This is a genomic window from Natronorubrum tibetense GA33 (genome assembly GCF_000383975.1).
In the GTDB taxonomy this organism is placed as follows: Archaea; Halobacteriota; Halobacteria; order Halobacteriales; family Natrialbaceae; genus Natronorubrum; species Natronorubrum tibetense.
In genome coordinates this window covers 1561291-1586216 of sequence record NZ_KB913017.1, presented here as the reverse complement: position 1 = coordinate 1586216, position 24926 = coordinate 1561291, and the positions used below count along the sequence as shown (strand labels likewise).

Sequence of the window (24926 nt, the reverse complement as noted above, 5' to 3'; positions counted from 1 at the left end):
TCAGGCGGATTTTTCGGGGGTAGGATCGTGTTTCGGGTCGAGAACGTCGCGCAGACCGTCACCGAGCAGGTTGAATCCGAGGACGGTAAGCATGATCGCGACGCCCGGCGCGTTCGCGATCCACCAGGCGTCCCGGAGGTGGTACCGGCCGGCCGAGAGCATCGTTCCCCACTCCGGCGTGGGCGGCTGCGCACCGAGTCCGATGAAGGAGAGCCCGGCCGTTCCGAGGATGACCGTTCCCATGTTCAGCGTGGCGAGGACGATAACCGGGCTGGCGACGTTCGGCAGGAGATGTCTGATCGTGATCCGAACGCGCGAGACGCCCATCAGCTGTGCGGCCTGGACGAACTCGCGTTCTCTGGTCGAAAGGACGCTCCCACGGACGATCCGCGCGTACGAGGCCCAGCCGACGGCCGCGAGCGCGATCATCACGTTTCGGAGGCTCGGTCCGAGAACGCCGGCGATCACCAGCGCGAGGATCAGTCCCGGAAACGCGAGTTGGACGTCGACAAGCCGCATCAGGGCCTCGTCGACCCAGCCGCCGGCGTAGCCCGCGACCAGCCCGATCGTCGTTCCGAGCACGAGTCTGATCGCGGTAACCACGACGGCGATTCCGAGCGAGAGTCGCGCGCCGTGGAGCACTCTCGAGAAGACGTCCCGGCCGAGCTGATCAGTCCCGAACGGATGCGCCAGCGACGGACCCTGCAGCCGGTTCGCGAGGTCCTGGCTCGCCGGCTCGTAGGGGGCGAAAATCGGACCGAGAACGGCCGCAACCGTTATCGCCGCAACGATACCCAGTCCCGCGACGTTGAGCGGACTCGAACAGAACGTCGCGACCGCACGGGAGTTGCAAGCCGACCGATAGCGTCCCAGCGCGCGTTCGTAGCGGCGTCGGGCGCCCGACTCGAGCGTCCCGTTCGACTCACTCACGGCGTCTCACCCCCGAGCGTGACGCGCGGGTCGAGATACCGGTAAGTGACGTCGACCAGCAGGTTCGTCGCGACGAAGATCACGGCGGTGAACAGCGCGATTCCCTGGACGATAGGGTAGTTGCGGTCGAAGACGGCGTCGACGAGCAGCATGCCGAGTCCCGGCCGCTGGAAGACGATTTCGACGACGACCGCGCCGTTGAGCAGGGAGCCGAACTGGAGCCCGACGATCGTCACGACGGGGATAAGCGCGTTCCGAAGCGCGTGTTTGTAGATCACGATCCGTTCGCGAAGCCCCTTCGATCGGGCCGTATCGACGTACTCCTCGTCCAGTACCTCGAGCATCGACGTTCTGACCAGTCGGGTGACGATGGCGGCCATGCCGGTCCCGAGGGTGATCGCCGGGAGGACGAGTTGGCCGACGCTTCCCGCACCGGCGACCGGGAGAACGCCAAGGGTCAGTGCGAACACCATGATGAGCAGGTAGCCCAGCCAGAAGTTCGGCATCGAGACGCCGACCAAGGCGCCAAGTTGGCTCGCGTAGTCGACGGACGTACCGCGGTGGACGGCGCTCAATACGCCGGTCGGAATCGCCAGCGCGAGCGCGACCACCATCGACGCGGCGGCCAACTCGAGCGTTAGCGGGAGCGCATCGAGAATGAGCGTCGTCACCGCAGTGTCGGTGTAGTAGGACGTGCCGAGGTCGCCGCGCAACGCGTCCGAGAGCCAGTCGAGATACTGGATCGGAATCGGCTCGTCGAGACCCTGTTCGGCCCGGAACGCCTCGACTTCGGCCTGGGAGGGTTGGCGCTCGAGTTGCTGGCGAAGGATGGTTCTGGCGGGGTCGCCGGGGGTCAAAAAGACCAACCCGTAAGTGACGACCGAGACGCCAAAGAGGACGACGAGCGATGTCGCGAGTCGAGAGACGAGGTAGTGGTACATCCTACGCGCTGGTCAGGGTTCGCCACTCGACGAGGCGATCGATGGGGTGGAGATCGATGCCGTCGATATCGGCGTCCGCGGCGACGACGTACTCCTGGTAGAACAGCGGAATGACGACCGCCTCCTCCATCATCCGACGTTGCGCCTCGACGTACGCCTCGCGTTTCTCCTCGGGATCGGTGGACTGGAAGCCCGTTTCGATCAGGTCGTCGACCTCGCCACCGAGGTTGTACAACCCCGTCCCCTCGGCATCGTACAGATCCTTGTTACTGATACCCAACGTGTGGAAGTTCTCCCACATAATGTAGTCCGCCGCCGGACTGTTCGACTGCGAGCCCCCCACCTCGAGGTGGAACTCGCCCTGATCGGTCCGATCGCTCACCGCCGCGCGCTCGAGCACCTCGACGTCGACCTCGACGCCGATCTTCTCGAAGTCCGATTGGAGGATCTGGACGATGTCCCGGCCGTCGTCCATATCGTTCTCGACGAGAATGGAGAGCTCCTCGCCGTTGTACGACGACTGGTCGACGAGGTCGCGGGCGGCGTCTCGGTCACGCTCGTAGGCCGGGAGTTCGTCGAACGCCGCCCAGTCGATCACCGTCGAGACCGGGCCGCGGGCGGGTTCGCCGATCCCCTCGAGTATCGTCTCGACCATTCCGGCCTGTGAAATGGCGTAGTTGAGCGCCCGCCGGAGGTCGGCGTCGTCCGTCGGCTCACGGTGGATGTTGATCGAGACGAAGTTCGATCCCGATGACTGGGCCGTCTCGAGGCTGATATCGTCGCGGTCACGAAGCGAGCCGACGCGGCTCTTCGCCGGATCGATGATGATGTCGGCCTCGCCGGACGCGAGGAGGTCCGTCCGGGTCATCACGTCTTCGGCGGCCCGGAACGTGAGTTCTGTCGGCTCTACATCACCGCCCCAGTAGTCGTCGAAGCGTTCGACTCGGAGCTGCTGACCGTCAGTTTTCTCCTCGAACGTAAACGGTCCGGTGCCGATAATCTCACTGGCCCGTCGGTCGGCCTCGGGCGGCTGAATATCGATCATGTTGTGGGCGATCGTTCCGGGGAACCCAGAGAACGGCTCCGTGTTTTCGAATTCGACGGTGTAGTCGTCGATTTTCGTTACGCTGCCGGGCTCGAGATGCAGCCAGCCGTGGACGAAATCGCCGCGCTCGGTCAGGATGTCTTCTTCGAAGGAGTGGACGACGTCGTCTGCGGTCATCTCTGCGCCGTTGTGAAAGGTGACCCCCTCGCGGAGTTCGAACACCCACGTCGTGTCGTCGGTCGCCGTCCAGTCGGTCGCGAGCCACGGCTTGGGTTGCATATCGTCGGTTCCCCACACCAGCGGTTCGATGACTCGAGTCCAGTAGGGCGTCATCCCGCCCCACGTCTCCCAGAAGTCACCGGTCCCCGTCGGATCCATGTGCGGGATAATCGTAAACGCCGTATCGTCGTCAGCACTGGACGCACAGCCGGCGATACCGGCGACACTGCCAGCAGCCAGTCCGCCGAGCAATCGTCGTCGTGAGAGTGTCGTGTTCACCATATTACTAACTGGTCTATTATTCTAATAAATGCTATTAATTCTTTATTCTATATTATTAATAGCTCGTCGGGACTCGAGTCGCCATCGCTGACGGGCCATCGTTCGCGGTCGAGAACCGAACAGAACGCTGAGCGAACGGTGGCGAGGGCCAATACGTCTCGGATCGATCGTGGAGGGATGTCGCGTTGGGACGGCTCCGTGGGTGATCAGCCGTTTCTTGTCTCCGCTCATACAACCTAACTTTCAGTTTTGAAAGTGCAATTGTTAAAGTTATGGTTTAGTTTCCGAATCAGCCGATGGGAGCTGTCGGTCTCGAGGTGTACTGCAATCGCTCGAAGAGCGCTCGCTCACTTCGCAAGGGGACGGCAACGCTGAGGACGATCACTCGCTACTGCGACAGGCCAGCTTCCACAGCCCCGCAGGCACGAGCATGAGAAACGGTACGTACACCAGCGCGTCGAGACGAGCGCCCATGGTGACGCCGGGGGCGACGAGGAACGCGCCGGCCGAGAGGACGATGGCGACCGCGAGAATCCCAGAAGCGGCCGCGATCAGCCGGTTGACCGGCTCGAGATCGGTCGTCGCGACCGGGAGCTCGAAGACCTCGACCAGCCGCTCGGGGTCGGCGACCGGGCCGAGCCGTCGCTCGGTCTCCGTCGACCGAATCCCGGTCGTCGCCCGAATCGTCCGCGTTCCGAGCACGCGATCGGTCACCCGGTCGCCGACGACCGTCACGTCCCGAAGCCGGTAGATCGACGACGCCCACTGGGGCTCCTCGAGGACGCGGTCGTACGCGACGATGTAGTCCCCGCGGCGCTGGTACTCGAGCGTGCCGTACTCGAGGTAGTGGGTGACGATCCGAATCCCGAGCGCGACGACCAGCAGGAGGGCTGATGCGGCGACACCGAGCCAGAACAGCAACATCGAGCCCGACCACGCCGTGATCGCGAGCACGATGAAGAGCCACATCGTCCCGAAGAAGGGGAGGAAGAAGGCAACGGTCCAGATCGAGAGCAGGGCACCCTCGAGGAGGAGGGCGTTCCGCGCGGGGCGAATCCGTTCGTCCGGCGGCGTCTCCGGAGCGCGAACCGGGTCCCGTTCGGCGGCCGATTCCGTCGGACCGGCGAACCACCCGACGAAGCGAGCGACGAAGCGGTTGGCGGCGCTCTCGGTCCCGGTATCGTGACTCGCCCGGAACGACGACCACTCGACGAGCAGCTTCAGACAGATGACGACGGCGAGGACGCCGGTCGACCCGAGCGCGGGAGCGAGGGGGATCAGGACGAACACCAGCACGAAAAGCTGTCGAGCGGGCGTCTCGACGACGGCGTACGGCGAGACGCGTTCGTACTCCCGGCGTCCGAAGTACTGGCGTCTCGTTTCCAGAAGCTGGCCGCCGACGAGCGCGCCGATCCCGAGCAGGACATCCGGCCGCGTCAGTTCGGACCCGCTCTCGAGGGTCAGCGACAGAACGACGACGAGGAAGACACCGTACAGCACGAGCCCGCCGATCACGCCGAGCGCGAACGGAACGTTGCGTGGATAGATCGGTGGGAGGGAGTCGCTCACGCGGACGCTGCCGCGTTTGGCCGTCAGACTCGCCTCAGAAACGGAGACGACGCCGTCGCGCTCCGTCGGGGGCGGCCGCTGGGCGAATAGCGCCTTTCCGCCGGCGAGCACCAGCGACAGCAGAATCTCGAGGCCGTAGACGAACACGAGCGTGGCCGGCTCCCAGCCGAGCCAGAGGACGCCGGCCAGCGGCAGGAGGTTCGCGAGGAGGATCGGCCTGAAATCGTCCGGGTCGCCGCGTCGGTCCGGGGGTCGCGGGAAGCGCATCGATACTCAGTGCTGTCGACTCGTTCCGCTTAAATGACAATAAATGATCTGGTCGCTGGTGAGACCGTTCGCCTGGCGCGAAACGACGCCGTAGCCGTCCGCCCCGACTCCTGGCGACCCCCGGCGACTCCCAGCGGAGAGACGGCACGGGCCGAGAATCACTGCTCCGCAGAGCGCATTCCGTGGATCTCGCGCTGCAACGAGGCGGCCACCACACCGACGATGCCGCCGATCAAGGCTCCCGGCACGAAGTTTTCCGTTCCGCTCAGCGCGGCGAGCGCGAGTCCCATGAACAGCGGTGGAAGCAGCAATAGCAAGACGATCTCGATCGCGACGGTCGTGGGGCCTTTTGGCTCGCTGCTCGTCGACAGCATAGTCACATCATCTATAGTCGGCTACGTAAATCAGCACCGAGACGAGGACCTCGAGACCCGCGCTCGTCACGGCTATACCTCCGGCTCCGGCGGAACGTCATCGCCGAACGTGGGGACGGTTCCCGGGTTCAACGTTGCAGTGTCAACCACCCACTTCGTCGCATCGGTGGCCCCATCGCGACTCCTCGGGACCGGTCTCGGGATCTGACCCAGAACCAAGGTCGAGACCCGGACCGGTCTCGAAATCCGGACCGGAACCAGAATCGAGCCCACACCAGATAGTACTTAGTACTCGGTTCATTACCCGGTAGGCAGTCGATGACAGCTCCGTTCGCAGGCGCGTGGTCGCAGGTCTCGGCCGTCCAACCGACATCGCTCGAGCCGCTGACCGCCATCGAGTTCCTTCTCGGATGGGTGGGTCCAGCGCTGATCGACGGTGCGCTCGGGCGGATCGATCGGGCCTGGCTGCTGGTCGCGCTCATTCTGGTCGCGTCGATCCTGCTGGCACAACTCGTCCGGCTGGCGAGCGTCCGATTCCTCGACGGCGAACTCGCCGAAACGACGTTCGGCCGGGCGGCGGTCGCCGAGCTTCACACGCCGCTGGCGATTTCCATCGCCTTGCTCGGCGTGTATCTCAGTCTGCTCGTACTGGATCACCTCGAGTCGACGCCGACCGTGGTGGGACTCATGGCGACGGTGCTGGTCGTCTTCTGGGGACGGGCATCGATCCGGATCGGTCGCCGCTGGATCGAGATGCTTCAGGAGGGAGAGACGAACTACGAGTTCGCACCGATGTTCGGCAACCTCTGGACGATCACCGTCGTCGCCGGTGCCGTCCTGCTGTTGCTGTCGATCTGGAACCTCGATCTCACCCCGTTCCTGGCCTCGGCCGGCATCCTCGGGATTGTCCTCGGCTTCGCCGCTCAAGACGCGATCGGCAACCTGATCGGCGGCGTCGCGCTCTACTTCGATAACACGTACAAAATCGGCGACGTGATTCGCGTCGACGACGACATGCGCGGGACGGTCACCGACGTCGGCATCCGGAGCACGACGGTTCTCACCGAGGACAACCTGCTCGTGACGGTGCCGAACGCGGTCCTCAACTCGACGGAGGTGGTAAACGAGAGCGCCCCACAGCGACACATGCGGCTTCGAGTGCCGATCACGGCCGCCTACGGAACCGACTACGAGACGGTCGAACGGCTCGTACTCGAGGTCTGCGAGGAGTGTTCGCTCGTCCGCGATACCCCGACACCGAAACTCATCTTCAAGGAGTTCGGCGACTCGGCGCTCGTCTTCGAACTGCGCGCCTATATCAACCATCCGCTGATCGAGAAGCGGGCGCTCGATCAGATCAATCGGGGCGTCTACGATGCCTTCGACGAGGCTGACGTGACGATCCCGTTCCCACAGCGGGAACTCAGCTATCTGGAGACGGAGTCGGAGACCCGCCACAGCTACGACGAGCGAGTGACGGCCGACGACCCCGAAGTCGATCACGACTGAGACTCGCAGTCGGTGACGTTTGTCGAGCCGTCGTCGAAAATGGGATCACGGGACGGCGGGTCAGTAAGTCGACAGGTCGGCGAATCGGCTCAGTTCTCGAGGTCGTCCCGCCGGGGAAGCGAGATGGTCACGCGACTCCCGTTTACCGGGCAGAAGTCGTACGCTAACGTGCCCCCATAATCGTCGAGGATCAACTCGGCGAGCCACAGTCCCAGCCCGCTGCCGTGGTTGGTCTGGGTTACCGGCTCCTCGTTGAAGATGCCGGTCTGTTCCGTTTCGGGAATCCCCGGCCCGTCGTCGGTGACGAAGACGTCGACCGTCTCGGCGTCGGCGGTGACGCCGAGTCTCACGACCGGTTCCCGCTGATCTGTGTGTTCGATCGCGTTCTCGATGACCTCGCGAAACACGGTCGCTAGCCGCTCGTCGGCGGTGACCAGCAGGTCCTCGTCGTCGGAACGGACGATCGCGCTCTCGGGGTAGGCGTCGCGGAGTTCGTCGACGACCGCGGACAGCACCGGTTCCAGGGCGACAGCATACTGGCGCGTGTTGCGCTCGAGCGTCGAGTCGGCCAGTTTCTTGGCGGTCTCGGTCGTGTCGATCAGTTCAGCGGCGGTCGCGGCGATCTCGGCCGCGTACGCCTGAAATTCGTCGTCGTCGATCTCCGAGGCGAGCATCTCCGCGTAGCCGCTGATGACGTTGAGATCGTTGCGGAGGTTATGCCGGAGCAGCCGATGGAGGACGTGTAAGTGTTGTTCTCGGGTTCTGTGACCGGTGATATCCCGGCCCTCCGGGAGCAGCCAGCGGATCTCGCCGCGATGGTCCGTCACCGGGCGAACGGAGAAGTCGATGATCGCCATTCGGTCGCCTCCCTGCACGCGAACCTCTTCTCGAAAGAACTCCCCCTCCCTGGCGCACTCGACACCCTCGCGGGCGATACGGCGCGCTCGGTCCGTCGATCGAAACCAGAACGAGTCCCAAAGCGGCGTTCCGACGAGGTCGTCGCGTTCGAGTCCGGTCGCGGAGAGCGTCGTCTCGTTGACCTCGAGCAGCGTCCCCTCACGGTCGAGCAAGCCGGTGAACTGGTAGGTATTGTTGAAAACGGCCTCGAACCGCCGTTCCCGAAGTTTCCGTTCGGAGATGTCGCGAAAGAGTCCGGTGAACAGCCGGGGGCCCTCACTCTGCGGGAGTTCCCACAGGCTAATCGACACGGGGACCTCGTGTCCGGCCTTGTGGACCGCCGGGAGTTCGACGCCGTCCCAGTCGATGTGTTTCTCGCCGCTCCGAACGTACGCCTCTAGCCCGTCGACGTGGGCCTGCTGGAGCCGCTCCGGAATCACGGTCAGCTTCGAGTTGCCGACGAGTTCGTCGGACGTGTAGCCGAGAATGTCCTCGATCGCCTGGTTCGCGAACACGATCGTGTGGTCCTCGGTGATCGTGAGTACCCCCTCGGAGGTGTTCGACGCTAACTGACGGAAAAAGGACTCGTCGTCGGCCGCGAGCGGGTCCGGCAGCGAATCGACGGTCCCGTCGGCGCTCGGTCCGGATCGGTCCCCCGGCGATTCGCCCGGATTTGACACAGCAGTGGTGAGTCGTCGAGACGGTAAATAGTCTATGGCTCCCGAAGTCGCCTGCGTTGCCAGTATCCGATCGAACGGATCGGCTCCGCGTCGAAACCTGAACTGGTTTATCCGGGGCCGCACAACCCGCGGACGATGACAGTCGTCGCTTTCGACTTCGACGGAACGCTTTCCGACTCCGAGATGACCGTACTGCTCGGCGACCGGTGTGGGGTCGCCGACGACATGGCCGAAATCACCGAGGCCTCGATGAACGACGAGATCGACTACGCCGAGAGCCTCCGCAAACGGGCCGCGCTGCTCGAGGGCCTTCCCGCTGAAGACGCCCAGGCTGCCTTCGACGAGGTCGTCCTCCGACAGGGGGCCGCCGACCTCATCGAGGAGTTGAACGAGGCCGGCGTCACGACGGCGATCCTCACCGGCGGCTTCGAACGCGGCGTCGCAGCGGCGCTCGAGCGCGAGGGCGTCTCGGTCGATCATATCGTCGCGAACCGCTTACCGATGAACGAGGCCGAAACCGAAAGCGAGGCGAAAGCCTCGGATAACGCGAGCGGCGATCAGCCGCGAGCACTGACCGGCGACGTAACGGGCTCGCTCATCGAGGGCACCAAAGACACCGCCCTCGAGAACCTCGCGGGCGACGTCGGGGCCGACCTCGAGGACTGCGTCGCGATCGGTGACGGCGCGAACGATCTGCCGATGTTGCAAGTTGCGGGCCTCGCGATCGGCTTCGAGCCGAAACCGGCCGTCGAACCCCACTGTGACGTCGTCGTCACCTCGATGGCTGAGGCCCGCGAGGAACTGGTTGCAGACGGCGTGCTCGAGGAGCACTGACTCGGCGTCACGAACGGGCGGCTGGCAGTTGTACGGGTGAGTGAGCAAGCTGGCAGTTGGGATATGCCAACGGGACGTTGATACCGCCGTACCGCGTTGGGATTCGTATGCGCGAATTCGCCTTTACGATCACCTACGAGCGGGGCGCGGATCACCTGATGGACGCTTTTATCGACCATCCAGGCCTGTACGCGCGGACTGTCTCCTGTCACGCGACCGCGGAGACGATGTGGCGACTCGACGAGGTGACGGGACCGCGCGAAGCGCTCACCGTCTACGACGATCGGCTGGCAAATCTCTCTCGGTGCTCGAGCGTGCGCGGGATGGGCGGCTGTCCGATCGACTGGACCTACGAAACCCTCACCGAGCGACCCACGCGTCGGCTCATCTACTCCCGGCAATCGGAGGGCGACGGCTGCCGATCGGTCCCCTACCTCGCCGCGACACACCTCGAGGACGGCGTGCTCTGTCGAGCCGAACAGCACGGCCACGAGTACAAGTGGCGCATTCTCGCCGAAGACGATGCCGCCGTTCGTCCTATCTACGACGAACTCAACGAGCACCTGCGCGAGGGACTTACCCTCGAGTTCGAACGCGTCAGCGGCGCACAGGAGTGGCCAGACGAGCACGCGACGCAGGCAGAGTTACCCTACAAACAGCGCGAAGCCCTCGAGTTGGCCGTCGAGTACGGCTACTACGACAGTCCGCGACGCCACTCGATTCAGGAGATCGCCGAGATCGAGGAGATTCCGACCTCGACGCTGCAGTACCGCCTGACCCAGGCCGAATCCTGGCTCGCAACGACGTTCGTCTCGAGCGAAACGGGCGATCCCGTCGTGCAGGCGATGGGGATAACGGCCGACGATTGATCGGCACGATTGGACACTGATTCAGCATAAGTACCTTTTTCTCGTCGGGTTCGCTCGCGTTGCTCACTCACCGCTCTCTGCTCACGGGCGCGAAGCGCCCGTTCGCACGGTTAGCGGGACCAGAGGTCCCGCTCAACTCCAAAAATCTACGCTAAAAAGGCCGCTCGCTCCCGTTGGTCGCTCGCGGGTGCAGCGCTCGTGCCTTGACCGCAGGGGTAAGTCCTTGCCCTGTACTGATCGATTGAGAGATTGCAATCCGGACAACCACCTGGGCAAGTGCGCTCTGTATTCAGCACGACGTCTGAAAGCTGTCACTGAGTACTGATTTTGACAGATCAGCTACTCAATACTCGAGAGTACAAACGCCGTCCAGGCCAGCGCCAGCACGCCGTAGACCAGATCAGCGCCGTAGGCAGGCGGGACGAACGCGACCCAGAGCGCGCCGCCGGCGACGACGGCGAGCAGTCCTGCCACGAGGGTGCGTCCGGACAGCCGGGGGTGGAAAAGTCCCTGTTCGCTGTCGGTCGAATACCGCCAGAACAGCACTCCCAGGCCGATACCCGCGATCACGATGACTGTCGTCACCCACGTGAACGTCGGCACGACGAGTCCGGACTGCGTCCCGCCAACCAGCAACACGGCGGAGAGGACGGCGAGGGCGAGCGCCTCGAGCGCGAATCGAACGGGGGACGAGCGGGCAGCGTACGCGGTCATCGTCAATACATGTAAACGTTCCATCGTCTTTCTCATAGTCGTTTCGGTCGTCGGACCGCGCAGAATCCGGCCACTCGAGGCATCTGTCACGCACCGGCGACGAGTTGGAATATACCGAACGAAATTCCAACTCCACTCAGGCGGTACAGTCGAGTGAGAACAACGATGCAAGCAGACGACAACGGAACCGACTCGAACGTCTCGCGGCGAAACTACCTCGGACTCAGCGGTGGCGCACTGGCGGCGCTTTCCTTCGCCGGCCTCGGCAGCGCACGCGAGGACAACCCTGGGCGCGGACGCGGTCGTGGAAAGGGACCAGACCACGGCGACGGACTCGAGAACGGACGCCTCCTGATCGAAAACGGCACGATCGTCACCGTCGACGAGGAGTACGGCGTCCTCGAGAACGCGAACCTGCTGATCGAAGACGGCCGAATCGAGGAGATCGGCCACGGTATCGACGCTCCGAACGCGGAGACTATCGACGCCAGCGACGCCATCGTCTTCCCCGGCTTCGTCAACTCACACCACCACACCTGGCAGGCCGGCGTCCGCGGCGTCGCCGGCGACTGGTCGTTCATGGAGTATCTCGAGACGATGCTCGGCGAGATCAGCAGCCACTACACGCCCACCGACGTCTACCTGGGCAACCTCTTCGGCGCACTCGAGCAACTGAACGCGGGGACGACGACGGTCATGGACTGGTTCCACGTCGCCAACTCCCCCGGCCACACGAACCGAGCGATCGACGGCCTCGAGGATGCGGGCATCCGCGCCGTCTTCGCCCACGGGACGCCCGGCGACGACAACGAGACGTGGTGGGACGAGAGCACGGAGCCCCACCCGGACGATATCCGTCGGGTACACGACGAACGATTCGCCGACAGCGACGAGGACGACCTGCTCACGCTCGCGATGGGGATTCGCGGCCCCGACTACTCGAGCGAAGAAGTCGTCGCCCACGACATCGAACTCGCGCGCGAACTCGATATTCCGGCCTCGATGCACATCGGCTCGCTCGGCCCCGGCGGCGTCGAAACGCTTGCGGAACTCGACCTCCTGGGCGACGATCTGAACTACGTCCACGGCAACCGCTTGACTGACGAGGAGTTCGAACGCATCGGCGACTCCGGCGGCTCGGTCTCGATCACGCCCGAAGTCGAGATGCAGATGGGCATGGGGATGCCCCCGCTCCGAGAGACGCTCGAGGGCGGCGCGATTCCCTCGATCGGCGTCGATATCGTCTCGAACGTCAGCGGCGACATGTTCACCCAGACCCGCACGGCGCTCCAGACCCAGCGAGCACTCGACAACCAGCCGACCGTCGAGGCCGGCGAACAGGTCATGGAGCTCTCGCTCACTGCCCACGACGCCCTCGAGTTCGCGACGATCGAGGGTGCCCGCGCGCTCGGCCTCGCAGACGAAGTTGGCTCGCTAACGCCCGGAAAGCGCGCGGATATCGCCATGATTCGAACGGACGATATCAACACGGTGCCATCGCACAACCCGGTCGAGACGATTGTCTTCCAGTCCGGTGTCGAAAACGTCGATACCGTCCTCGTCGACGGGGACATCGTCAAACGCGACGGCGACCTCTACAACCAGACCGGCCGCCGACACCAGCACCAGCTCGTCCAGTCCGGCCGCCGCGTCCTCGAGCAAAGCGGCCTCCTCGAGGAATAAGTAGCCACCGACGGTCAGTGTACACCCGATCGCACAGCTGTCGTGCGATCGGTGTGCAAACAGAGGCAGTTGGTACGATAACGGACGGCCACCAGACGCGCCGAACGATCCAACCGTGGGCACGCGGACCCGTTCGGCGCGTCGGAGACAGCACCTTCCGAACCGATCCGTTCGAAATACTGGCTTCCGTCACATTCGAATCAACAGGTCGATCGTCGAACTGGTCGTACACAGCGAATATACTGCCTCAGAACCGATTTCGAGACCGAGAACGTTATTAACTCGACGGCGAGTAACTAGTTCCATGATGTGGCAAGACCTAATCTTCATGATCGGCAGCGGCCTTTCGATCGTCTTTCTCGCGCCGACGCTGCGCGACGCGACGGCCCGCGTTCCGCTCGGGACGAGTCTCCCGTCGATGGGGATCGGCTTCGTCTACGGAGCGACGTTTTTCACCCTCGGCATGACCTTCTCCGCCGCCGGCTCGCTCGCGGCCGGGACGATGTGGGCGTTGATCGCGATGATTCGTTCGCCGACCGGGATGGGCATTTCGGCGCGGCTCTTCCGCCTCGAGAGTCCCGCCCTGCTCGCGGCCGACCTTCGGCGCTGGATCAACCAGCAGCGCGCTGAGCACTCTCGAGCCGAACAGTACGTCTCGTCCGACCACGGCTACTAACTGCGTCTCGCTTCGACACGCGATTCCGACGCCGGTTCATCCGCTATTTCTGACGCACAACGGCTCCAACTGAGCCGCGGCTTCGGGATACAGATCAATGTGTGTGAAAGTTCTACCAGAAAGGATAAGTGATAGATATGAGTGTCGTCTACCATGTCAGATTCGAACATCGAAGCGGAGGGAACCCCCGCAGGCGACACAGACGCCCCCGGTCAGGGACAGCCCACACAGTCCACTGTCGACGAGGAGTCGATCACCGACCTGCTCACGGAACCGCTCACGCAGGCGTACGTCAAGGCGATCGTCGCGCTCTACGCGCTGCTGGGTGCCGGAATGGGGCTGATCGTTATCTTCGCAGATATCATCGACGAGTCGTTCCTCGACGCGAGCGGACCCGGAATGGGGGACATCACTGCAGTTTCCTTCGTCGGTATCCCAACCAGTGGTGCTCCGCACATCGCTGCGGTTCTAGCACTACTCGTCGGAGGATACCTCGCGCTTCGGATGGCGGCGGACGACAAACAGACAATGATCACGGGTGCTGCGGGCGCGCTGGCAGGCACTCTCCTACTCTGGATCCTCTCAGCGTTCCTTGCGGTATCACAGATGGACAATACGAGCGTCGAAGTGGGCGGCCTGCTCATCAACGGAATCGTCCTCGGACTACTCGTCGGCGGGATCGCCGCCGGGACGGTATACATCATGCGCAACCTCGTTCCTGACGTGCAGGAACCGTCCGCCTGATCGGCGCAACTACCAGTTTCGTAGCTATCGTACCAAACGACAATCAGTGTGGAACGGTGATCAACTCCGTCCTCACAGTACTGTTTTCGAGACGTTCTCGTCAACTCACTCCGAGAAGAGGCTCGTGTGGACCGGCGCGAACGATTCGGACTCTTCGGGCTCCGACTCGGTGTCGGTGATCGTTCGCCCGGCGAGTCCCGCCTCGAGCAGTTCCGAGAGCGGCGGGCCGACCTTCTCGGGTTCGACGAGGAAGGCGTCGTGGCCGTGGTCGGACTCGACGACGTGGTGGGCGACGTCGACATCGGCTTTGCGACAGGCGTCGGCTAACGCTTCGGACTGCTCGACGGTGAAGTGCCAGTCGCCGGTAAACGAGAGCAAGAGCAGTTCGCCCTCGAAGGCGGCCAGTGCGTCGGCGTCGGACTCGTACCCCGCCGAGAGGTCGAAGTCGTCCATCGCCCGCGTCATGTAGAGGTAGCTGTTCGCGTCGAACCGATCAGTGAACTTGTCCGCCTGATAGTCCAGGTAGGACTCGACCTCCCGATACGGGAAGAAGGCAGCCGCGGGGTCCGGCGGCTCCTCGCGGACGGCTTCCCGGCCCGCCGATCGGCGGCCGAACTTCCGGGACATCGAGGCCTTCGAGAGGTACATGATGTGACCGATCTGGCGCGCTCGAGCCAGTCCGTCGTCGGGTCCCGGCCCGTCGTAGTAGTGACCGCCGTTCCAGTTCGGGTCGCTGGTGATCGCCCGCCGGGCGACGGTGTCGAGCGCGAGACACTGCGGGTCGAGTCTGGCCGCCGTGGCGACGCCAGCGGCGCGCTCGACGTCATCGGGGTAGCGCCGCAGCCAATCGAGGACGTTCATGCCGCCGACGCTGCCGCCGACGACCGCGTGGAGGCGGCCGACGCCGAGTTCGTCCAGCAGTTGCCGTTGGGCGCGGGTCCAGTCGCCCACCGTGACGGGCGGGAAGTCGGTACCGTAGGGCTCGCCCGTCTCGGGGTTCTCGCTCGAGGGTCCCGTCGTACCGTAACACGATCCCGGCGCGTTCACACAGACGACGTAGTACTCGCTGGTGTCGATCGCCTTTCCGGGACCGACGACGTCACCCCACCAGGCGCGGGCCTGTCCCGCCGTGTCGCCGCCGGCGTCCGGCCGGCGGGCGACGTGGGAACTGCCGGTCAGCGCGTGACAGACGAGCACCGCGTTATCGCCGGTGAATTCGCCGTAGGTTTCGTAGGCTACCTCGAGGGACGGAATCGTCTCCCCCGAGAGGAACTGGAACTCGCCGAGATCGGTAGTGTTCTTGGTAGTCATCAGTATCTAACTCTCAGTTCGCACCCGCGTCGCTCGCCGCTCGGGTCGCCGCATCGATGGCCTGCTCTACGTCCGCCAGGATGTCTTCGGGATCCTCGATCCCGACGGACATCCGGACGAGGTCGTCCGTCACGCCCGCTTCCGTCCGTTCTTCGGGCGTTAGCTGGCCGTGGGTCGTGCTCGCCGGATGGATCACGAGCGTCTTCGCGTCGCCGATGTTCGCGAGGAACTGGGCGACCTCGACGTTCTCGCAGAATGCCTTGCCCGCATCGTATCCCCCCTCGAGGCCGAAGGCGACCATCCCGCCGAAATCGCTCAGGTAGCGCGAGGCGTTCTCGTGCGTCGGATGATCCTCGAGTCCGGGCTGGGTGACCCAGGCGACATCGTCGTGGTCGACCAGGTAGTCCGCGACGATGGAGGCGTTCTCGCAGTGTTTTGCGACGCGCAAGGGCAGCGACTCGAGGCCCTGCAGCGTCTGCCAGGCGTCGAAGGGGGATTGCTGGTTGCCGAGGCTTCGGAGGGAACGGAACCGCACCGTCTCGGCGAAGGGCGCATCGGGGAAGTCCCGCGAGAAGTCGACGTCGTGGTAGGCATGGTTCTGGCCCGCGATCTCGTCGTAGCCGTGTTCGCCCCACGGGAAGGTGCCGCCGTCAACGAGGATGCCGCCGACGGTCGTGCCCGAACCGTGGAGCCACTTGGTCGTCGACTCCCAGACAATGTCCGCGCCGTGCTCGAGCGGCCGACAAAGCGCTGGCGTCGCAAACGTGTTGTCGACCACGAGGGGCACGCCGTTGTCGTGGGCGATTTCCGCGAGGCGCTCGAAGTCCGGCGTCACCAGCGAGGGGTTGCCGATCGTCTCGACGTGGACGAACGCGGTGTCCGCGTCGATAGCCTCCGCGTAGGCGTCGTACTCGAGGGTGGGAACGAACGTCGTCTCGATGTTTCGCCGGGAGGCTGTCTTCGAGAAGTAGGCCGTCGTCCCGCCGTAGGTGTCGGTCGAACAGACCACGTTGTCGCCCGCTTCGGCGAGGACGAGCACCGCGGAATCCAGGGCGGCCATCCCGCTGCCCGTCGCGACCGCGCCCGCGCCGCCCTCGAGGGAGGCGAGGCGATCCTCGAGGGTCGTGACGGTCGGGTTGGCGATGCGAGAGTAAATATACCCCTCGGCCTCGAGGGCGTAGAGATCCGCGGCGGTGTCGGCGTCGTCGAAAACGTAGGAGGTCGTCTGGTAGATAGGTGGGGCCATCGCGCCCGTCTCGGGATCGGGCGATTGGCCGGCGTGTACGCTACGTGTCCCGAGACCGCGCTCGGGACAGGGTCGCTCAGTCCCGTCGCTCGCGTCGTCGCTCATGTTTAGTATGCATACTACTGCACGTTCTTATGCGTCTCAGTAACGGCAAAAACCGCAGCCGATCCGGGGGGATTGACACGCAAAGCGGGGGAACGATTCGGCGCTACCATGCGACCGTCCCCGCTCGTCGGTCGGGTATAACACCTCTCGCGAGTAACAGCCGGACGGAGGAGATTCCAATGACGTCACTACCCGTACTGCTGAAGACAGCGGTGTTCACCGTGCTCGTTCCGGGAACCGTCGTTGAGGGCATTCCTCGAGTGCTCGCTCGATACGACCGGGAGTCGCCGACGCTCGACTCTCGCGGAGCCAGGGTCGTCGGGGCCGTCTCGTTCGTCGCTGGCGCGCTCCTGTATCTCCACACCGCGTTGCGGTTCTCGAGCGAAGGGGACGGGACGCCCGCACCGAGAGACGAACCGGACGAACTCGTCACCGGCGGGGCCTACCGCTACTCGCGAAATCCGATGTACGTCGGGATCCTGTTGCTGATCGGAGGGCAGGCGGTCCGGTACAAATCGCTGCACGTGTGCTGGTGGGGGCTGGTCTGCTGGCTCGGCTTCCACCGACGGATCGTCGAGTTCGAAGAGCCCCACCTGCGGGAGAAACACGGTGAGGCCTACGAGGAGTACTGTGACCGGGTTCCCCGCTGGCTTCCGACCGGACGACTGACAGAGGCGTAGCGGTACCACTACGTCGCTCCCGCCGCTACCTGCGCACACCAACGCACTCTGAGTGAGTCGTGCGTCACTCGAGCTGCGACCCCTCGATCCCGACGCTGCCCATTACCGTTGCAAGCCCAACCGCTACACAAACCTGGAGCGGACTGACTCCCATGCAGACAGTGTTCCACCTCATCGCGGCCGAACCGGACCAGCAACGAACGGCGCTGACCATCGCCGAGAACCTCACGAAAGACGATTCCGTCGACGTGGACGACGTCGCCGTCGTCGCACAGGCCGACGGCATCGAGCCCCTGACCGCGGGCGGCGAGGGCAGCGAGACCGTCGAGTCGATGCTCGAGCGCGGCATCTCGTTCAAAGCCTGCAGCAACACGCTCGACCTGAAGGATCTCACGGAGTCGGACCTCGTCGACGGCGTCGAGACCGTCTCCTCCGGCGGCGGCGAACTCACACGCTTGCAAGACGACGGCTACGCCTACATCCGGCCCTAGAAGCGGTCGCCTGCGTTTCCACGCCTCACTCGTGTTCGAGGCCCTCGAGCAGCGTGCGAACCGCGCCCGACTCGGTCTCGAACCCGTGTGCCTGCGGATAGACCGCGACGCCGAGCACGAAGTCGTCGCCGTGCGAGACGGGTTCGGTAAGCTGGACGTAGACGTCGAGCGTGGTTCCGGCGGGGATCAGTCTCGCCTCGGCAGTGTAGCGGACGAGCGCTGTCTCGGTTCCCAGTACCGATACCAGCGTCTCGTCGACGCGGTGGACATTCTGAAGTTCGTCGTAGCGGTCCTGCATCAACTCGATCAGTTCGTCCGTCGAGTACTCGCCGATGGGGTTGAACGTCCGGCCGAGAAACGACACCTGCGGCGTCGTGAGGACGGAGACGATCGCCGCCTGCAGGCGGGACAGTCCCAGCACGTCGAGCGAAATCGATCGGTCGTACTCCGCGTACCAATTGGTCACCGAGATGGAACGCTCGAGACCGAATCGCCCGACCGTTCGCTCGACGACGACTTCCTCCACCGTACGCTCTCCGTAGCCGGTCTCCTCGAGGGCGGCCCGAGAGACGGCCGCCGGCGACGCCGAGAGCGCACCGCTGGCGACGTCGGCACAGCCCGCGACGGCCCCCAGTCCGGCGGTCGCTCCCGCAGCAAGCACGTCCCGGCGTGTGGCTGTCATCGACTCATTCTGGTCAGCGACGAACCAAAACCTATCGGTTCTCAGCCAAAGCTATCAGGGGGACGATTCGACGGCGTTGCTGTCGCAAAAACGGGTCGGGAGAGCCGTGCTGGGCGACGTGCTCGAATCGGCAAGCGACGACGTATTCGCTCTATCCGAGACGAATGAGTTCATAATCCCGTAGTATCAAGGGTGAGGCGTGCGCTCGAGTGACCGGGATCGGGTCGTCCTCGCTACCGTCGTCTTCGCCGTGCTGTTCTCCCAGCTATTGCTCTACCCGGGCGTCGGCACGCTCGTCGAGGTGCTGGGAGCCGACGAGACGACGTCAGGATTCGCGGCGACGGAACTCGACGCGAGCATGTGGTTTCTCGTCGCGGAGTTCGCGGCATACGTCGCCTTCGTCGGCGTCTGGGGCCTCGCGAGCGACGTGACCGGGCGGCGAACGCCCTTCATCGTCGCCGGGGCGCTGGCGGGGGCCGTCGGCTACGCCGCCCTCGCCGCCGTTCCGACGATCGGATCGATCCCCTTCGAGGGCGTTCTCGTCCTGCGAGTCCTCCAGGGCGCGATGACGATCGGCGCGTTCTCACTGACGATGACCATGCTGATGGACTTAGCGGGCGGTCACGGCCGAAACATGGGCGCAGCCGGAATCGCGATCGGACTCGGGGCCGCCCTGGGCGCGCCGGTGGGCGGCCAGCTTACCGAACTCGATCCACTCGCGCCGCTCCTGGGCGCTGCCGTCTTGCTCGTCTGCGTCGGCGCGCTCGTCACCCGCGTCGAGGACCGCACGCCCGACAGCCGTCGAACCACTCGAGCGCTCCTCGAGGGCGTGCGAAAGCGGCCGACGCTCTCGATCCCCTACGCCTTCGGTTTCGTCGATCGGTTGACGGCGGGCTTTTTCGCGCTCGTCGGGACGCTGTACTTCCAGGAGGCGTTCGGCATCGGTCCCGCCGCGACCGGGCTCTTGTTAGCCTGCTTTTTCGCGCCGTTCGCGCTGTTGCAGTACCCCATGGGCGCGCTCTCGGATCGCATCGGCCGGACGATTCCGATCGTCGTGGGATCGCTGTGTTACGGTATCGGCATCCTCGCGGTCGGCGCGGCACCGTCGGTCGCGACGGTCGCCGTCGCGATGATCGCCGTCGGCGTCCTCGGCGCGCTGGTCTCGCCGGCCACGATGGCCCTCGTCACCGACATCGCCGCCGAGAGCGAACGTGGGATCGCGATGGCCGGCTTCAACGTCGCCGGCAGCCTGGGCTTTCTCGGCGGCTTTCTCGTCGGCGGCACCGTTGCGAGCGCGTACGGCTACGATCTCGCCTTTCTCGTCGTCGGCGGCCTCGAGATCGCGATCGCGCTGATCGCCGTACCGATGTTCGTCCGCTGGTCGCTCGGGCGCGAGGATCACTTCGAGCACGATCGTATCTGATCGCCGTACCGATGTTCGTCCGCTGGTCGCTCGGGCGCGAGGATCACTTCGAGCACGATCGTATCTGATCGCCGTCACGTTCTTTCCGACTGGTTGCAGCTCGAGAACTACCAGCCTTCCCACTGGTATGTAACCGCATGACAGCGTCACGATAGAGGGTATCAATTTTTATGTGCTCAACCCTAACCTCCGGTTGATGACGCGAGACAACGCAATTTCACGGCGAACCGCGCTGAAGCTCACCGGTGCGGCCGCAGCGACCGCACTGGTCGCCGGCTGTGGTGACGACGACAACGGGAACGGCGACGAAGACGAGACCTTCGAGATCGACCCCGGGACGGAGATCGTCTTCTACGGGGACGCGAGCTACTGGGAAGGCAAAGAGCCAAGCGAGATCGACGGCGTCCAGAACCCAACCCTCGTCCTGCAGGAGGGCGAAACGTACGAAATCGGCTGGGACGAGGGCGACGGTGCGGGCCACAACATCGAGATCTGGGACTCGGACGACGCACTCGTCGAGGACTACCAGACGGAAATTGTCGAGGAACCAGACGACGACCAGATGCTCGAGTTCGAAGTCACCGACGAGATGGCCTACTACGTCTGTGACCCTCACTCCGGCTCGATGCGCGGCGAGATCGAGATCGGTGAGGGTAACGGCGGCAACGGCGACGACGAAAACGGCAACGGCGACGACGAAAACGGCAACGGCGACGACGAGTAACGACGTCGCAACCGCGTCGTGACGTTCATCGCGTTTCGACCGGCGTCGTTCCGTTAGAATCGCCCGGTATTTGTCTCGACTTTCTCCGGAATCTTCCGGTCGCTTTTTCGACGCAATCGACGAGGATACCGCAGTCCGCACAGTGGTTCGACCGGCGGACGGCCCGCTGGTCGGCCGCTCCGACGCCACCTCGAGAGAACGGTTGGTTTTATGAAGTGTGTCGGGAAGTACTCTGTATGCCAACTGAAGATCCGTTTACACGTCGAACGCTGCTGTCCGTCGTCGGTGCCGCCGCGGGAGCCGGAACGCTCGGGGGCTGTGTCGATCAGGCAGGGACCGACGAATCGGGCGCTACGGACGACGACGGTGACGGCGACACCGACGGCGGATCGGCCGGCGACGAGAGCGGAGTGGAACCCGACGACGACACCGACGGCGGATCGACCGACGACGAGAGCGGCGCTGACGACGAGGCGACCGACCCCGTACTCGAGCCCGGGACGCGGATTCGATTCGACGGCCAAACCGGGGGATGGGTCGGTCTCGAACCGGCGGCGATCGACGGCGAAGAGAACCCCACGCTCACCCTCGAGGCGGGCGAGACGTACGAGATCGGGTGGACTCGTGGCGACGGACAGGCTCACAACATCGAGCTCCGGGATCGGAACGACGAGGTCGTCAACGACTATCGAACCAATCTGACCGACGCCGAGGACCCCGGCGACCAACTGCTCGAGTTCGAAGCGAGCGAGGAACTGGCGTACTACGTCTGTGAGCCTCACTCCGGCTCGATGCGCGGCGAAATCCGGATCGACGGGACCGAACCGTCGGCGGAGGATAGCGGCCACGATGTCGACAGCGATAGTGGAACCGAAACCGGCGACGCCTTCCGTATCGATCCTGGGACGACTATCGCCTTCGACGGCCAGACGGCCGCCTGGGAAGGACTCGAGCCGTCGGTGATCGCCGGCGAAGAGAACCCGACGCTCGCCCTCGAGGCAGGTGAAACGTACCGGATCGGCTGGGAGGGTGGCGACGGGCTCTACCACAACATCGAGCTCTGGGATCAGGACGACGAAGTCGTCGACGACTACCGAACCGACGTCACGGACGAACCGGGCGACGACCAGTTCCTCGAGTTCGAAGCGAGCGAGGAACTGGCGTACTACGTCTGTGCGCCCCACGCCGCCTCGATGCGCGGCGAGATTCTGCTCGAGTGATCGATGGCAGAAAGATGCGGCGAGAACTGCCGATCGACTGCGGCATCAAAAGTACCATACCGTCTCGCGACCCAGTAGGGCGTATCAGGTGGCTTTCGTGACCGAAAAACGCGAGTACAAAGACGACTACCCCGACAAAACGCTGTATATTCCGGGACCGACCGAGGTCCGCGAGGACGTTCTCGAGGCGATGTGCGAGCCGATGTTCGGCCACCGCATGGACCGAATGACGGACCTCTATACGACCATCGTCGAAGACACGAAGGAGTTCCTCGGTACCGACAACGAGGTCGTGATCCTGACGGCGTCGGGAACGGAGTTCTGGGAGGCCTCGACGCTCAATCTCGTCGATGAGAGTATCCTCGTGCCGACCTGTGGGAGTTTCAGCGAGCGCCACGCGAACGTCGCCGAGCGACTCGGCAAGGACGTCGACCGCCTCGAGTACGAGTGGGGCGAGGCGATCAAGCCCGAAGACATCCGCGAAACCCTCGAGACGAGCGACAAGCAGTACGATGTCGTCGCGACCGTGATGAACGAGAGTTCGACCGGCGTCCGCAATCCGATCGAGGAGATCGGCGATGTCGTCGCCGACTACCCCGATACGTACTTCGTCGTCGATGCGGTCTCCGCGCTCGGCGGCGATTACGTCGATATCGACGAGCACAACATCGACGTCATCTTCGCCTCCACCCAGAAGGCCTTCGCCATGCCACCCGGACTCGCGGTCTGTGTCGTCAGCGACGCGGCCTACGAGCGCGAACTCGAGACCGACTCAGCCTCGTGGTACGGCGGCTTCCAGCGCACGCTCGACTACTACGACCGGAAGGGCCAGACCCACTCCACGCCCGCGATTCCGATCATGCTGGCCTACCGCAAACAGATGAAATATATGCTCGAGGAGGGCCACGAGGGCCGCGACGAGCGCCACCGGGAGATGGCCGAGTACACCCGCGAGTGGGCCGACGAACACTTCGCGATGTTCCCCGAGGAGGGCTACGAGTCCCAGACGGTGGCCTGTATCGAGAACACCCAGGGGATCGATGTCGCCGAAACCATCGAAACCGTCGACGAGGAGTACGGAATGGTCTTTTCGAACGGTTACGGCTCCCAACTCGGCGAGAAAACGTTCCGCATCGGTCATATGGGTGAACACGACCTCGAGTCCATCAAGGAGTTGACCGACGCCATCGAGGACGTCGCCGGCCTGTAGTCGTCGGCCGAAGCGTGTAGCACAGCCGGTCAGAAGACCACTTTTTGTCGATCACTCCAATCGTACCGCAATGACGGCTACGAAAACAGCCGCCGGAGCCACTCGAAGACGCTCGCGAGCAGATCCGCTATCCGCTCGACCACCGACCGGAGTCCACCGAAGAACCCGCCGGCCCGATCCGTATCCTGACTGTCACCGTCGGTCGCGCGCTCGTCGCCGACCGCGGCGCGGGCGTCCACGAGCCCGTCACCCTCCGCACAGGTTCCGAGCACGTCCTCCGCCGTCTCGCCGAGGATCTCCCTGACCGCCTCGTTCGGCCCCGGTCCGGACTCCTCGCGGGTCTCCCAGACCAGCGCCGCGACGCCGGTGACAAACGGACAGGCCATGCTCGTCCCGCTCGCCTGTGCGTACTGGTTGTCGACGGTAGTCGAGTTGACGTCCGTCCCCGGTGCCAGCAGATCGACGGCAGAGCCGACGCTACTGTAGGACGCCAGCCGGTCGTCCTCGTCCATCGCGGTAACTGCGACGACGTCGTCGTGCATCGCCGGGTAGGTCATCGTCTCCTCGTCGCACGAGTCGCCGCCGTTGTTCCCTTCGTTGCCGGCCGCACAGAGCAGAAGGTGCCCAGCCGAGTGTGCGGCGTCGATCGCGTCCTCGAGCGTCGAACTCGATTCCTCGCCGCCGAGGCTCATCGAGATCAGTTCCACGTCGTTCGACAGACACCAGTCGATTCCGGCGATCAGTTCGCTGTACCGACCGGAGCCATCATCGCCGAGGACCTTCACCGCGTACAGGTTCGCCTCGGGAGCGACGCCGACGACGCCGCGGTCGTTGTCCGACGCGCCCGCGACGCCGGCGACGTGGGTCCCGTGGCCGTGGCGATCCTCGTAGTCGGTCGACACCCCGTCGCTGGTGAAGTTCTGACCGCCGGCGACCGACAGGCTGCAGTGGTCCGACGCGATGCCCGTATCGAGAATCCCCACGTCGACGCCGGATCCGTCCGGATCGACATCATCCGCACCGATGCGTTCGACGCCCCACGAGGGTTGCTGGTCGGGGTGGGTAGAACAGTCGGAGTCGTCGGGGGGGTTCAGAATGTCCGAGAGCGAGGGCGACCAGTCCGAGGGAATCCTGGTCTCGTCGTCCGCTTCGACGAACGACACGCGGCGGTCGCCACGCAGCTCGTCCAGACTGTCCGACGGCACCTCCGCGACCACGAACTCGAAGTTGTCGTACTCGAGCAGCGGCGTTCCGCCGAGGCCCTCGACGACACCGAGCAACTCGCCGAGCAGTCCGTCTCGTGGGTGGACAAATACCCTCCGAGTAGCGGATGTTGAGGAAGACGCAGACGCCGACGCAGATCCCGAGAGTCCGATCAGTCCCGCGGAGACGCCGACTCCGACACCCTGCAGGAGCTGACGTCGACTGAGAGTCATGCGTACGTGAATGTAAATCGCGAAGATAAGCTTTCTGTACGATGTTGGCAGTTATGTCGAACAAGGCTAAATCGATGGCCGTGAGTCCGCTCCGAGTGCTGCGAGGAGCGGACGAACCGGGGAAAGGCAGGCTGTTGGTCAGAGAACTTGCTGTACTGACGGCGA

At 64.3% G+C, this 24926-nt stretch carries 23 protein-coding genes; 12 read left to right on the top strand and 11 right to left on the bottom strand.

What is annotated here, in order from left to right; translation table 11 throughout:
* The 5 genes from nikC to NATTI_RS0108190 all read right to left on the bottom strand — a co-directional run bounded on the left by nikC (window position 1) and on the right by NATTI_RS0108190 (window position 5627).
* A complete protein-coding gene (gene nikC, locus NATTI_RS0108210; RefSeq protein WP_162832110.1) occupies window positions 1-873 on the bottom strand; it encodes a nickel transporter permease in 873 nt (290 codons plus the stop codon).
* 53 nt (window positions 874-926) lie between these two features.
* Window positions 927-1871, bottom strand: a complete 945-nt coding sequence (gene nikB, locus NATTI_RS0108205) for a nickel ABC transporter permease (RefSeq protein ID WP_006092734.1) — start codon at window positions 1869-1871, stop codon at window positions 927-929.
* 1 nt (window position 1872) lies between these two features.
* The gene (locus NATTI_RS0108200) at window positions 1873-3417 is read right to left on the bottom strand and encodes an ABC transporter substrate-binding protein (RefSeq protein ID WP_006092736.1); all 1545 of its coding nucleotides are present in this window, start codon (window positions 3415-3417) and stop codon (window positions 1873-1875) included.
* 381 nt (window positions 3418-3798) lie between these two features.
* Complete coding sequence (locus NATTI_RS0108195; protein ID WP_006092737.1) at window positions 3799-5253, bottom strand: DUF6498-containing protein; 1455 nt, start codon at window positions 5251-5253, stop codon at window positions 3799-3801.
* A 158-nt stretch (window positions 5254-5411) separates the two neighbouring features.
* On the bottom strand, window positions 5412-5627 hold the full coding sequence (locus tag NATTI_RS0108190; RefSeq protein ID WP_006092738.1) for a hypothetical protein: 216 nt from the start codon (window positions 5625-5627) through the stop codon (window positions 5412-5414).
* A 318-nt stretch (window positions 5628-5945) separates the two neighbouring features.
* Here NATTI_RS0108190 and NATTI_RS0108185 point away from each other — a divergent pair, with 318 nt between their 5' ends.
* Window positions 5946-7136 carry a mechanosensitive ion channel family protein gene (locus NATTI_RS0108185; RefSeq protein WP_006092739.1) on the top strand — a complete coding sequence of 397 codons (1191 nt, stop codon included), beginning with the start codon at window positions 5946-5948 and terminating at the stop codon, window positions 7134-7136.
* Between the two features lie 89 nt (window positions 7137-7225).
* On the opposite strand, the gene NATTI_RS0108180 is transcribed toward NATTI_RS0108185, so the two are convergent.
* Window positions 7226-8713: a PAS domain-containing protein gene (locus tag NATTI_RS0108180; protein WP_006092740.1), complete on the bottom strand. Its 1488-nt coding sequence runs from the start codon at window positions 8711-8713 to the stop codon at window positions 7226-7228.
* Window positions 8714-8848: 135 nt separating this feature from the next.
* On the opposite strand from NATTI_RS0108180, the gene NATTI_RS0108175 reads away from it, so the two are divergent.
* On the top strand, window positions 8849-9547 hold the full coding sequence (locus NATTI_RS0108175) for an HAD family hydrolase (RefSeq protein WP_006092741.1): 699 nt from the start codon (window positions 8849-8851) through the stop codon (window positions 9545-9547).
* A gap of 107 nt (window positions 9548-9654) precedes the next feature.
* Window positions 9655-10416 (top strand): helix-turn-helix domain-containing protein, encoded by a 762-nt coding sequence (locus tag NATTI_RS0108170; RefSeq protein WP_006092742.1) that lies wholly within the window; start codon window positions 9655-9657, stop codon window positions 10414-10416.
* Between the two features lie 339 nt (window positions 10417-10755).
* Here NATTI_RS0108170 and NATTI_RS0108165 read toward each other — a convergent pair whose 3' ends face one another.
* Window positions 10756-11154: a hypothetical protein gene (locus tag NATTI_RS0108165; protein WP_244879978.1), complete on the bottom strand. Its 399-nt coding sequence runs from the start codon at window positions 11152-11154 to the stop codon at window positions 10756-10758.
* 141 nt (window positions 11155-11295) lie between these two features.
* Between NATTI_RS0108165 and NATTI_RS0108160 the strand changes: the two genes are divergently transcribed.
* The 3 genes from NATTI_RS0108160 (at window position 11296) to NATTI_RS0108150 (ending at window position 14233) form a co-directional block, all read left to right on the top strand.
* On the top strand, window positions 11296-12813 hold the full coding sequence (locus NATTI_RS0108160) for an amidohydrolase family protein (protein WP_006092744.1): 1518 nt from the start codon (window positions 11296-11298) through the stop codon (window positions 12811-12813).
* Between the two features lie 304 nt (window positions 12814-13117).
* Window positions 13118-13489 carry a hypothetical protein gene (locus NATTI_RS0108155; protein WP_006092745.1) on the top strand — a complete coding sequence of 124 codons (372 nt, stop codon included), beginning with the start codon at window positions 13118-13120 and terminating at the stop codon, window positions 13487-13489.
* Between the two features lie 153 nt (window positions 13490-13642).
* Window positions 13643-14233, top strand: a complete 591-nt coding sequence (locus NATTI_RS0108150; RefSeq protein ID WP_006092746.1) for a hypothetical protein — start codon at window positions 13643-13645, stop codon at window positions 14231-14233.
* 105 nt (window positions 14234-14338) lie between these two features.
* On the opposite strand, the gene metX is transcribed toward NATTI_RS0108150, so the two are convergent.
* Both metX and NATTI_RS0108140 read right to left on the bottom strand, forming a co-directional pair.
* Window positions 14339-15544, bottom strand: a complete 1206-nt coding sequence (gene metX / locus NATTI_RS0108145; protein ID WP_006092747.1) for a homoserine O-acetyltransferase MetX — start codon at window positions 15542-15544, stop codon at window positions 14339-14341.
* Window positions 15545-15557: 13 nt separating this feature from the next.
* Entirely contained in the window at window positions 15558-16895 is a 1338-nt protein-coding gene (locus NATTI_RS0108140) for an O-acetylhomoserine aminocarboxypropyltransferase/cysteine synthase family protein (protein WP_006092748.1), read from the bottom strand.
* A gap of 179 nt (window positions 16896-17074) precedes the next feature.
* Between NATTI_RS0108140 and NATTI_RS0108135 the strand changes: the two genes are divergently transcribed.
* Window positions 17075-17575 (top strand): methyltransferase family protein, encoded by a 501-nt coding sequence (locus NATTI_RS0108135; RefSeq protein WP_006092749.1) that lies wholly within the window; start codon window positions 17075-17077, stop codon window positions 17573-17575.
* A 152-nt stretch (window positions 17576-17727) separates the two neighbouring features.
* Entirely contained in the window at window positions 17728-18066 is a 339-nt protein-coding gene (locus tag NATTI_RS0108130; RefSeq protein WP_006092750.1) for a DsrE family protein, read from the top strand.
* A 25-nt stretch (window positions 18067-18091) separates the two neighbouring features.
* On the opposite strand, the gene NATTI_RS0108125 is transcribed toward NATTI_RS0108130, so the two are convergent.
* Window positions 18092-18748 carry a DUF6517 family protein gene (locus NATTI_RS0108125; RefSeq protein WP_019991738.1) on the bottom strand — a complete coding sequence of 219 codons (657 nt, stop codon included), beginning with the start codon at window positions 18746-18748 and terminating at the stop codon, window positions 18092-18094.
* Between the two features lie 199 nt (window positions 18749-18947).
* On the opposite strand from NATTI_RS0108125, the gene NATTI_RS0108115 reads away from it, so the two are divergent.
* From NATTI_RS0108115 to NATTI_RS0108100, 4 genes are all read left to right on the top strand, one after another.
* Entirely contained in the window at window positions 18948-20171 is a 1224-nt protein-coding gene (locus NATTI_RS0108115; protein ID WP_006092753.1) for an MFS transporter, read from the top strand.
* 196 nt (window positions 20172-20367) lie between these two features.
* Window positions 20368-20895 (top strand): plastocyanin/azurin family copper-binding protein, encoded by a 528-nt coding sequence (locus tag NATTI_RS0108110; protein ID WP_006092754.1) that lies wholly within the window; start codon window positions 20368-20370, stop codon window positions 20893-20895.
* A 236-nt stretch (window positions 20896-21131) separates the two neighbouring features.
* Window positions 21132-22115 carry a plastocyanin/azurin family copper-binding protein gene (locus NATTI_RS0108105; protein WP_006092755.1) on the top strand — a complete coding sequence of 328 codons (984 nt, stop codon included), beginning with the start codon at window positions 21132-21134 and terminating at the stop codon, window positions 22113-22115.
* A 97-nt stretch (window positions 22116-22212) separates the two neighbouring features.
* Window positions 22213-23325, top strand: a complete 1113-nt coding sequence (locus NATTI_RS0108100; protein ID WP_006092756.1) for a pyridoxal-phosphate-dependent aminotransferase family protein — start codon at window positions 22213-22215, stop codon at window positions 23323-23325.
* 77 nt (window positions 23326-23402) lie between these two features.
* On the opposite strand, the gene NATTI_RS0108095 is transcribed toward NATTI_RS0108100, so the two are convergent.
* A complete protein-coding gene (locus NATTI_RS0108095; protein ID WP_027119097.1) occupies window positions 23403-24761 on the bottom strand; it encodes a S8 family peptidase in 1359 nt (452 codons plus the stop codon).
* Window positions 24762-24926 lie beyond the last annotated feature (165 nt).

Coding starts and splice junctions, on each gene's coding strand:
- NATTI_RS0108155 (WP_006092745.1), top strand. CDS start 13,118: ATGATGTGGCAAGACCTAATCTTCATGATCGGCAGCGGCCTTTCGATC.
- NATTI_RS0108125 (WP_019991738.1), bottom strand. CDS start 18,748: ATGACAGCCACACGCCGGGACGTGCTTGCTGCGGGAGCGACCGCCGGA.
- NATTI_RS0108140 (WP_006092748.1), bottom strand. CDS start 16,895: ATGAGCGACGACGCGAGCGACGGGACTGAGCGACCCTGTCCCGAGCGC.
- NATTI_RS0108195 (WP_006092737.1), bottom strand. CDS start 5,253: ATGCGCTTCCCGCGACCCCCGGACCGACGCGGCGACCCGGACGATTTC.
- metX (WP_006092747.1), bottom strand. CDS start 15,544: ATGACTACCAAGAACACTACCGATCTCGGCGAGTTCCAGTTCCTCTCG.
- nikB (WP_006092734.1), bottom strand. CDS start 1,871: ATGTACCACTACCTCGTCTCTCGACTCGCGACATCGCTCGTCGTCCTC.
- NATTI_RS0108175 (WP_006092741.1), top strand. CDS start 8,849: ATGACAGTCGTCGCTTTCGACTTCGACGGAACGCTTTCCGACTCCGAG.
- NATTI_RS0108190 (WP_006092738.1), bottom strand. CDS start 5,627: ATGCTGTCGACGAGCAGCGAGCCAAAAGGCCCCACGACCGTCGCGATC.
- NATTI_RS0108150 (WP_006092746.1), top strand. CDS start 13,643: ATGTCAGATTCGAACATCGAAGCGGAGGGAACCCCCGCAGGCGACACA.
- NATTI_RS0108200 (WP_006092736.1), bottom strand. CDS start 3,417: ATGGTGAACACGACACTCTCACGACGACGATTGCTCGGCGGACTGGCT.
- NATTI_RS0108165 (WP_244879978.1), bottom strand. CDS start 11,154: ATGGAACGTTTACATGTATTGACGATGACCGCGTACGCTGCCCGCTCG.
- NATTI_RS0108130 (WP_006092750.1), top strand. CDS start 17,728: ATGCAGACAGTGTTCCACCTCATCGCGGCCGAACCGGACCAGCAACGA.
- NATTI_RS0108105 (WP_006092755.1), top strand. CDS start 21,132: ATGCCAACTGAAGATCCGTTTACACGTCGAACGCTGCTGTCCGTCGTC.
- NATTI_RS0108110 (WP_006092754.1), top strand. CDS start 20,368: ATGACGCGAGACAACGCAATTTCACGGCGAACCGCGCTGAAGCTCACC.
- NATTI_RS0108170 (WP_006092742.1), top strand. CDS start 9,655: ATGCGCGAATTCGCCTTTACGATCACCTACGAGCGGGGCGCGGATCAC.
- NATTI_RS0108095 (WP_027119097.1), bottom strand. CDS start 24,761: ATGACTCTCAGTCGACGTCAGCTCCTGCAGGGTGTCGGAGTCGGCGTC.
- NATTI_RS0108135 (WP_006092749.1), top strand. CDS start 17,075: ATGACGTCACTACCCGTACTGCTGAAGACAGCGGTGTTCACCGTGCTC.
- NATTI_RS0108160 (WP_006092744.1), top strand. CDS start 11,296: ATGCAAGCAGACGACAACGGAACCGACTCGAACGTCTCGCGGCGAAAC.
- NATTI_RS0108185 (WP_006092739.1), top strand. CDS start 5,946: ATGACAGCTCCGTTCGCAGGCGCGTGGTCGCAGGTCTCGGCCGTCCAA.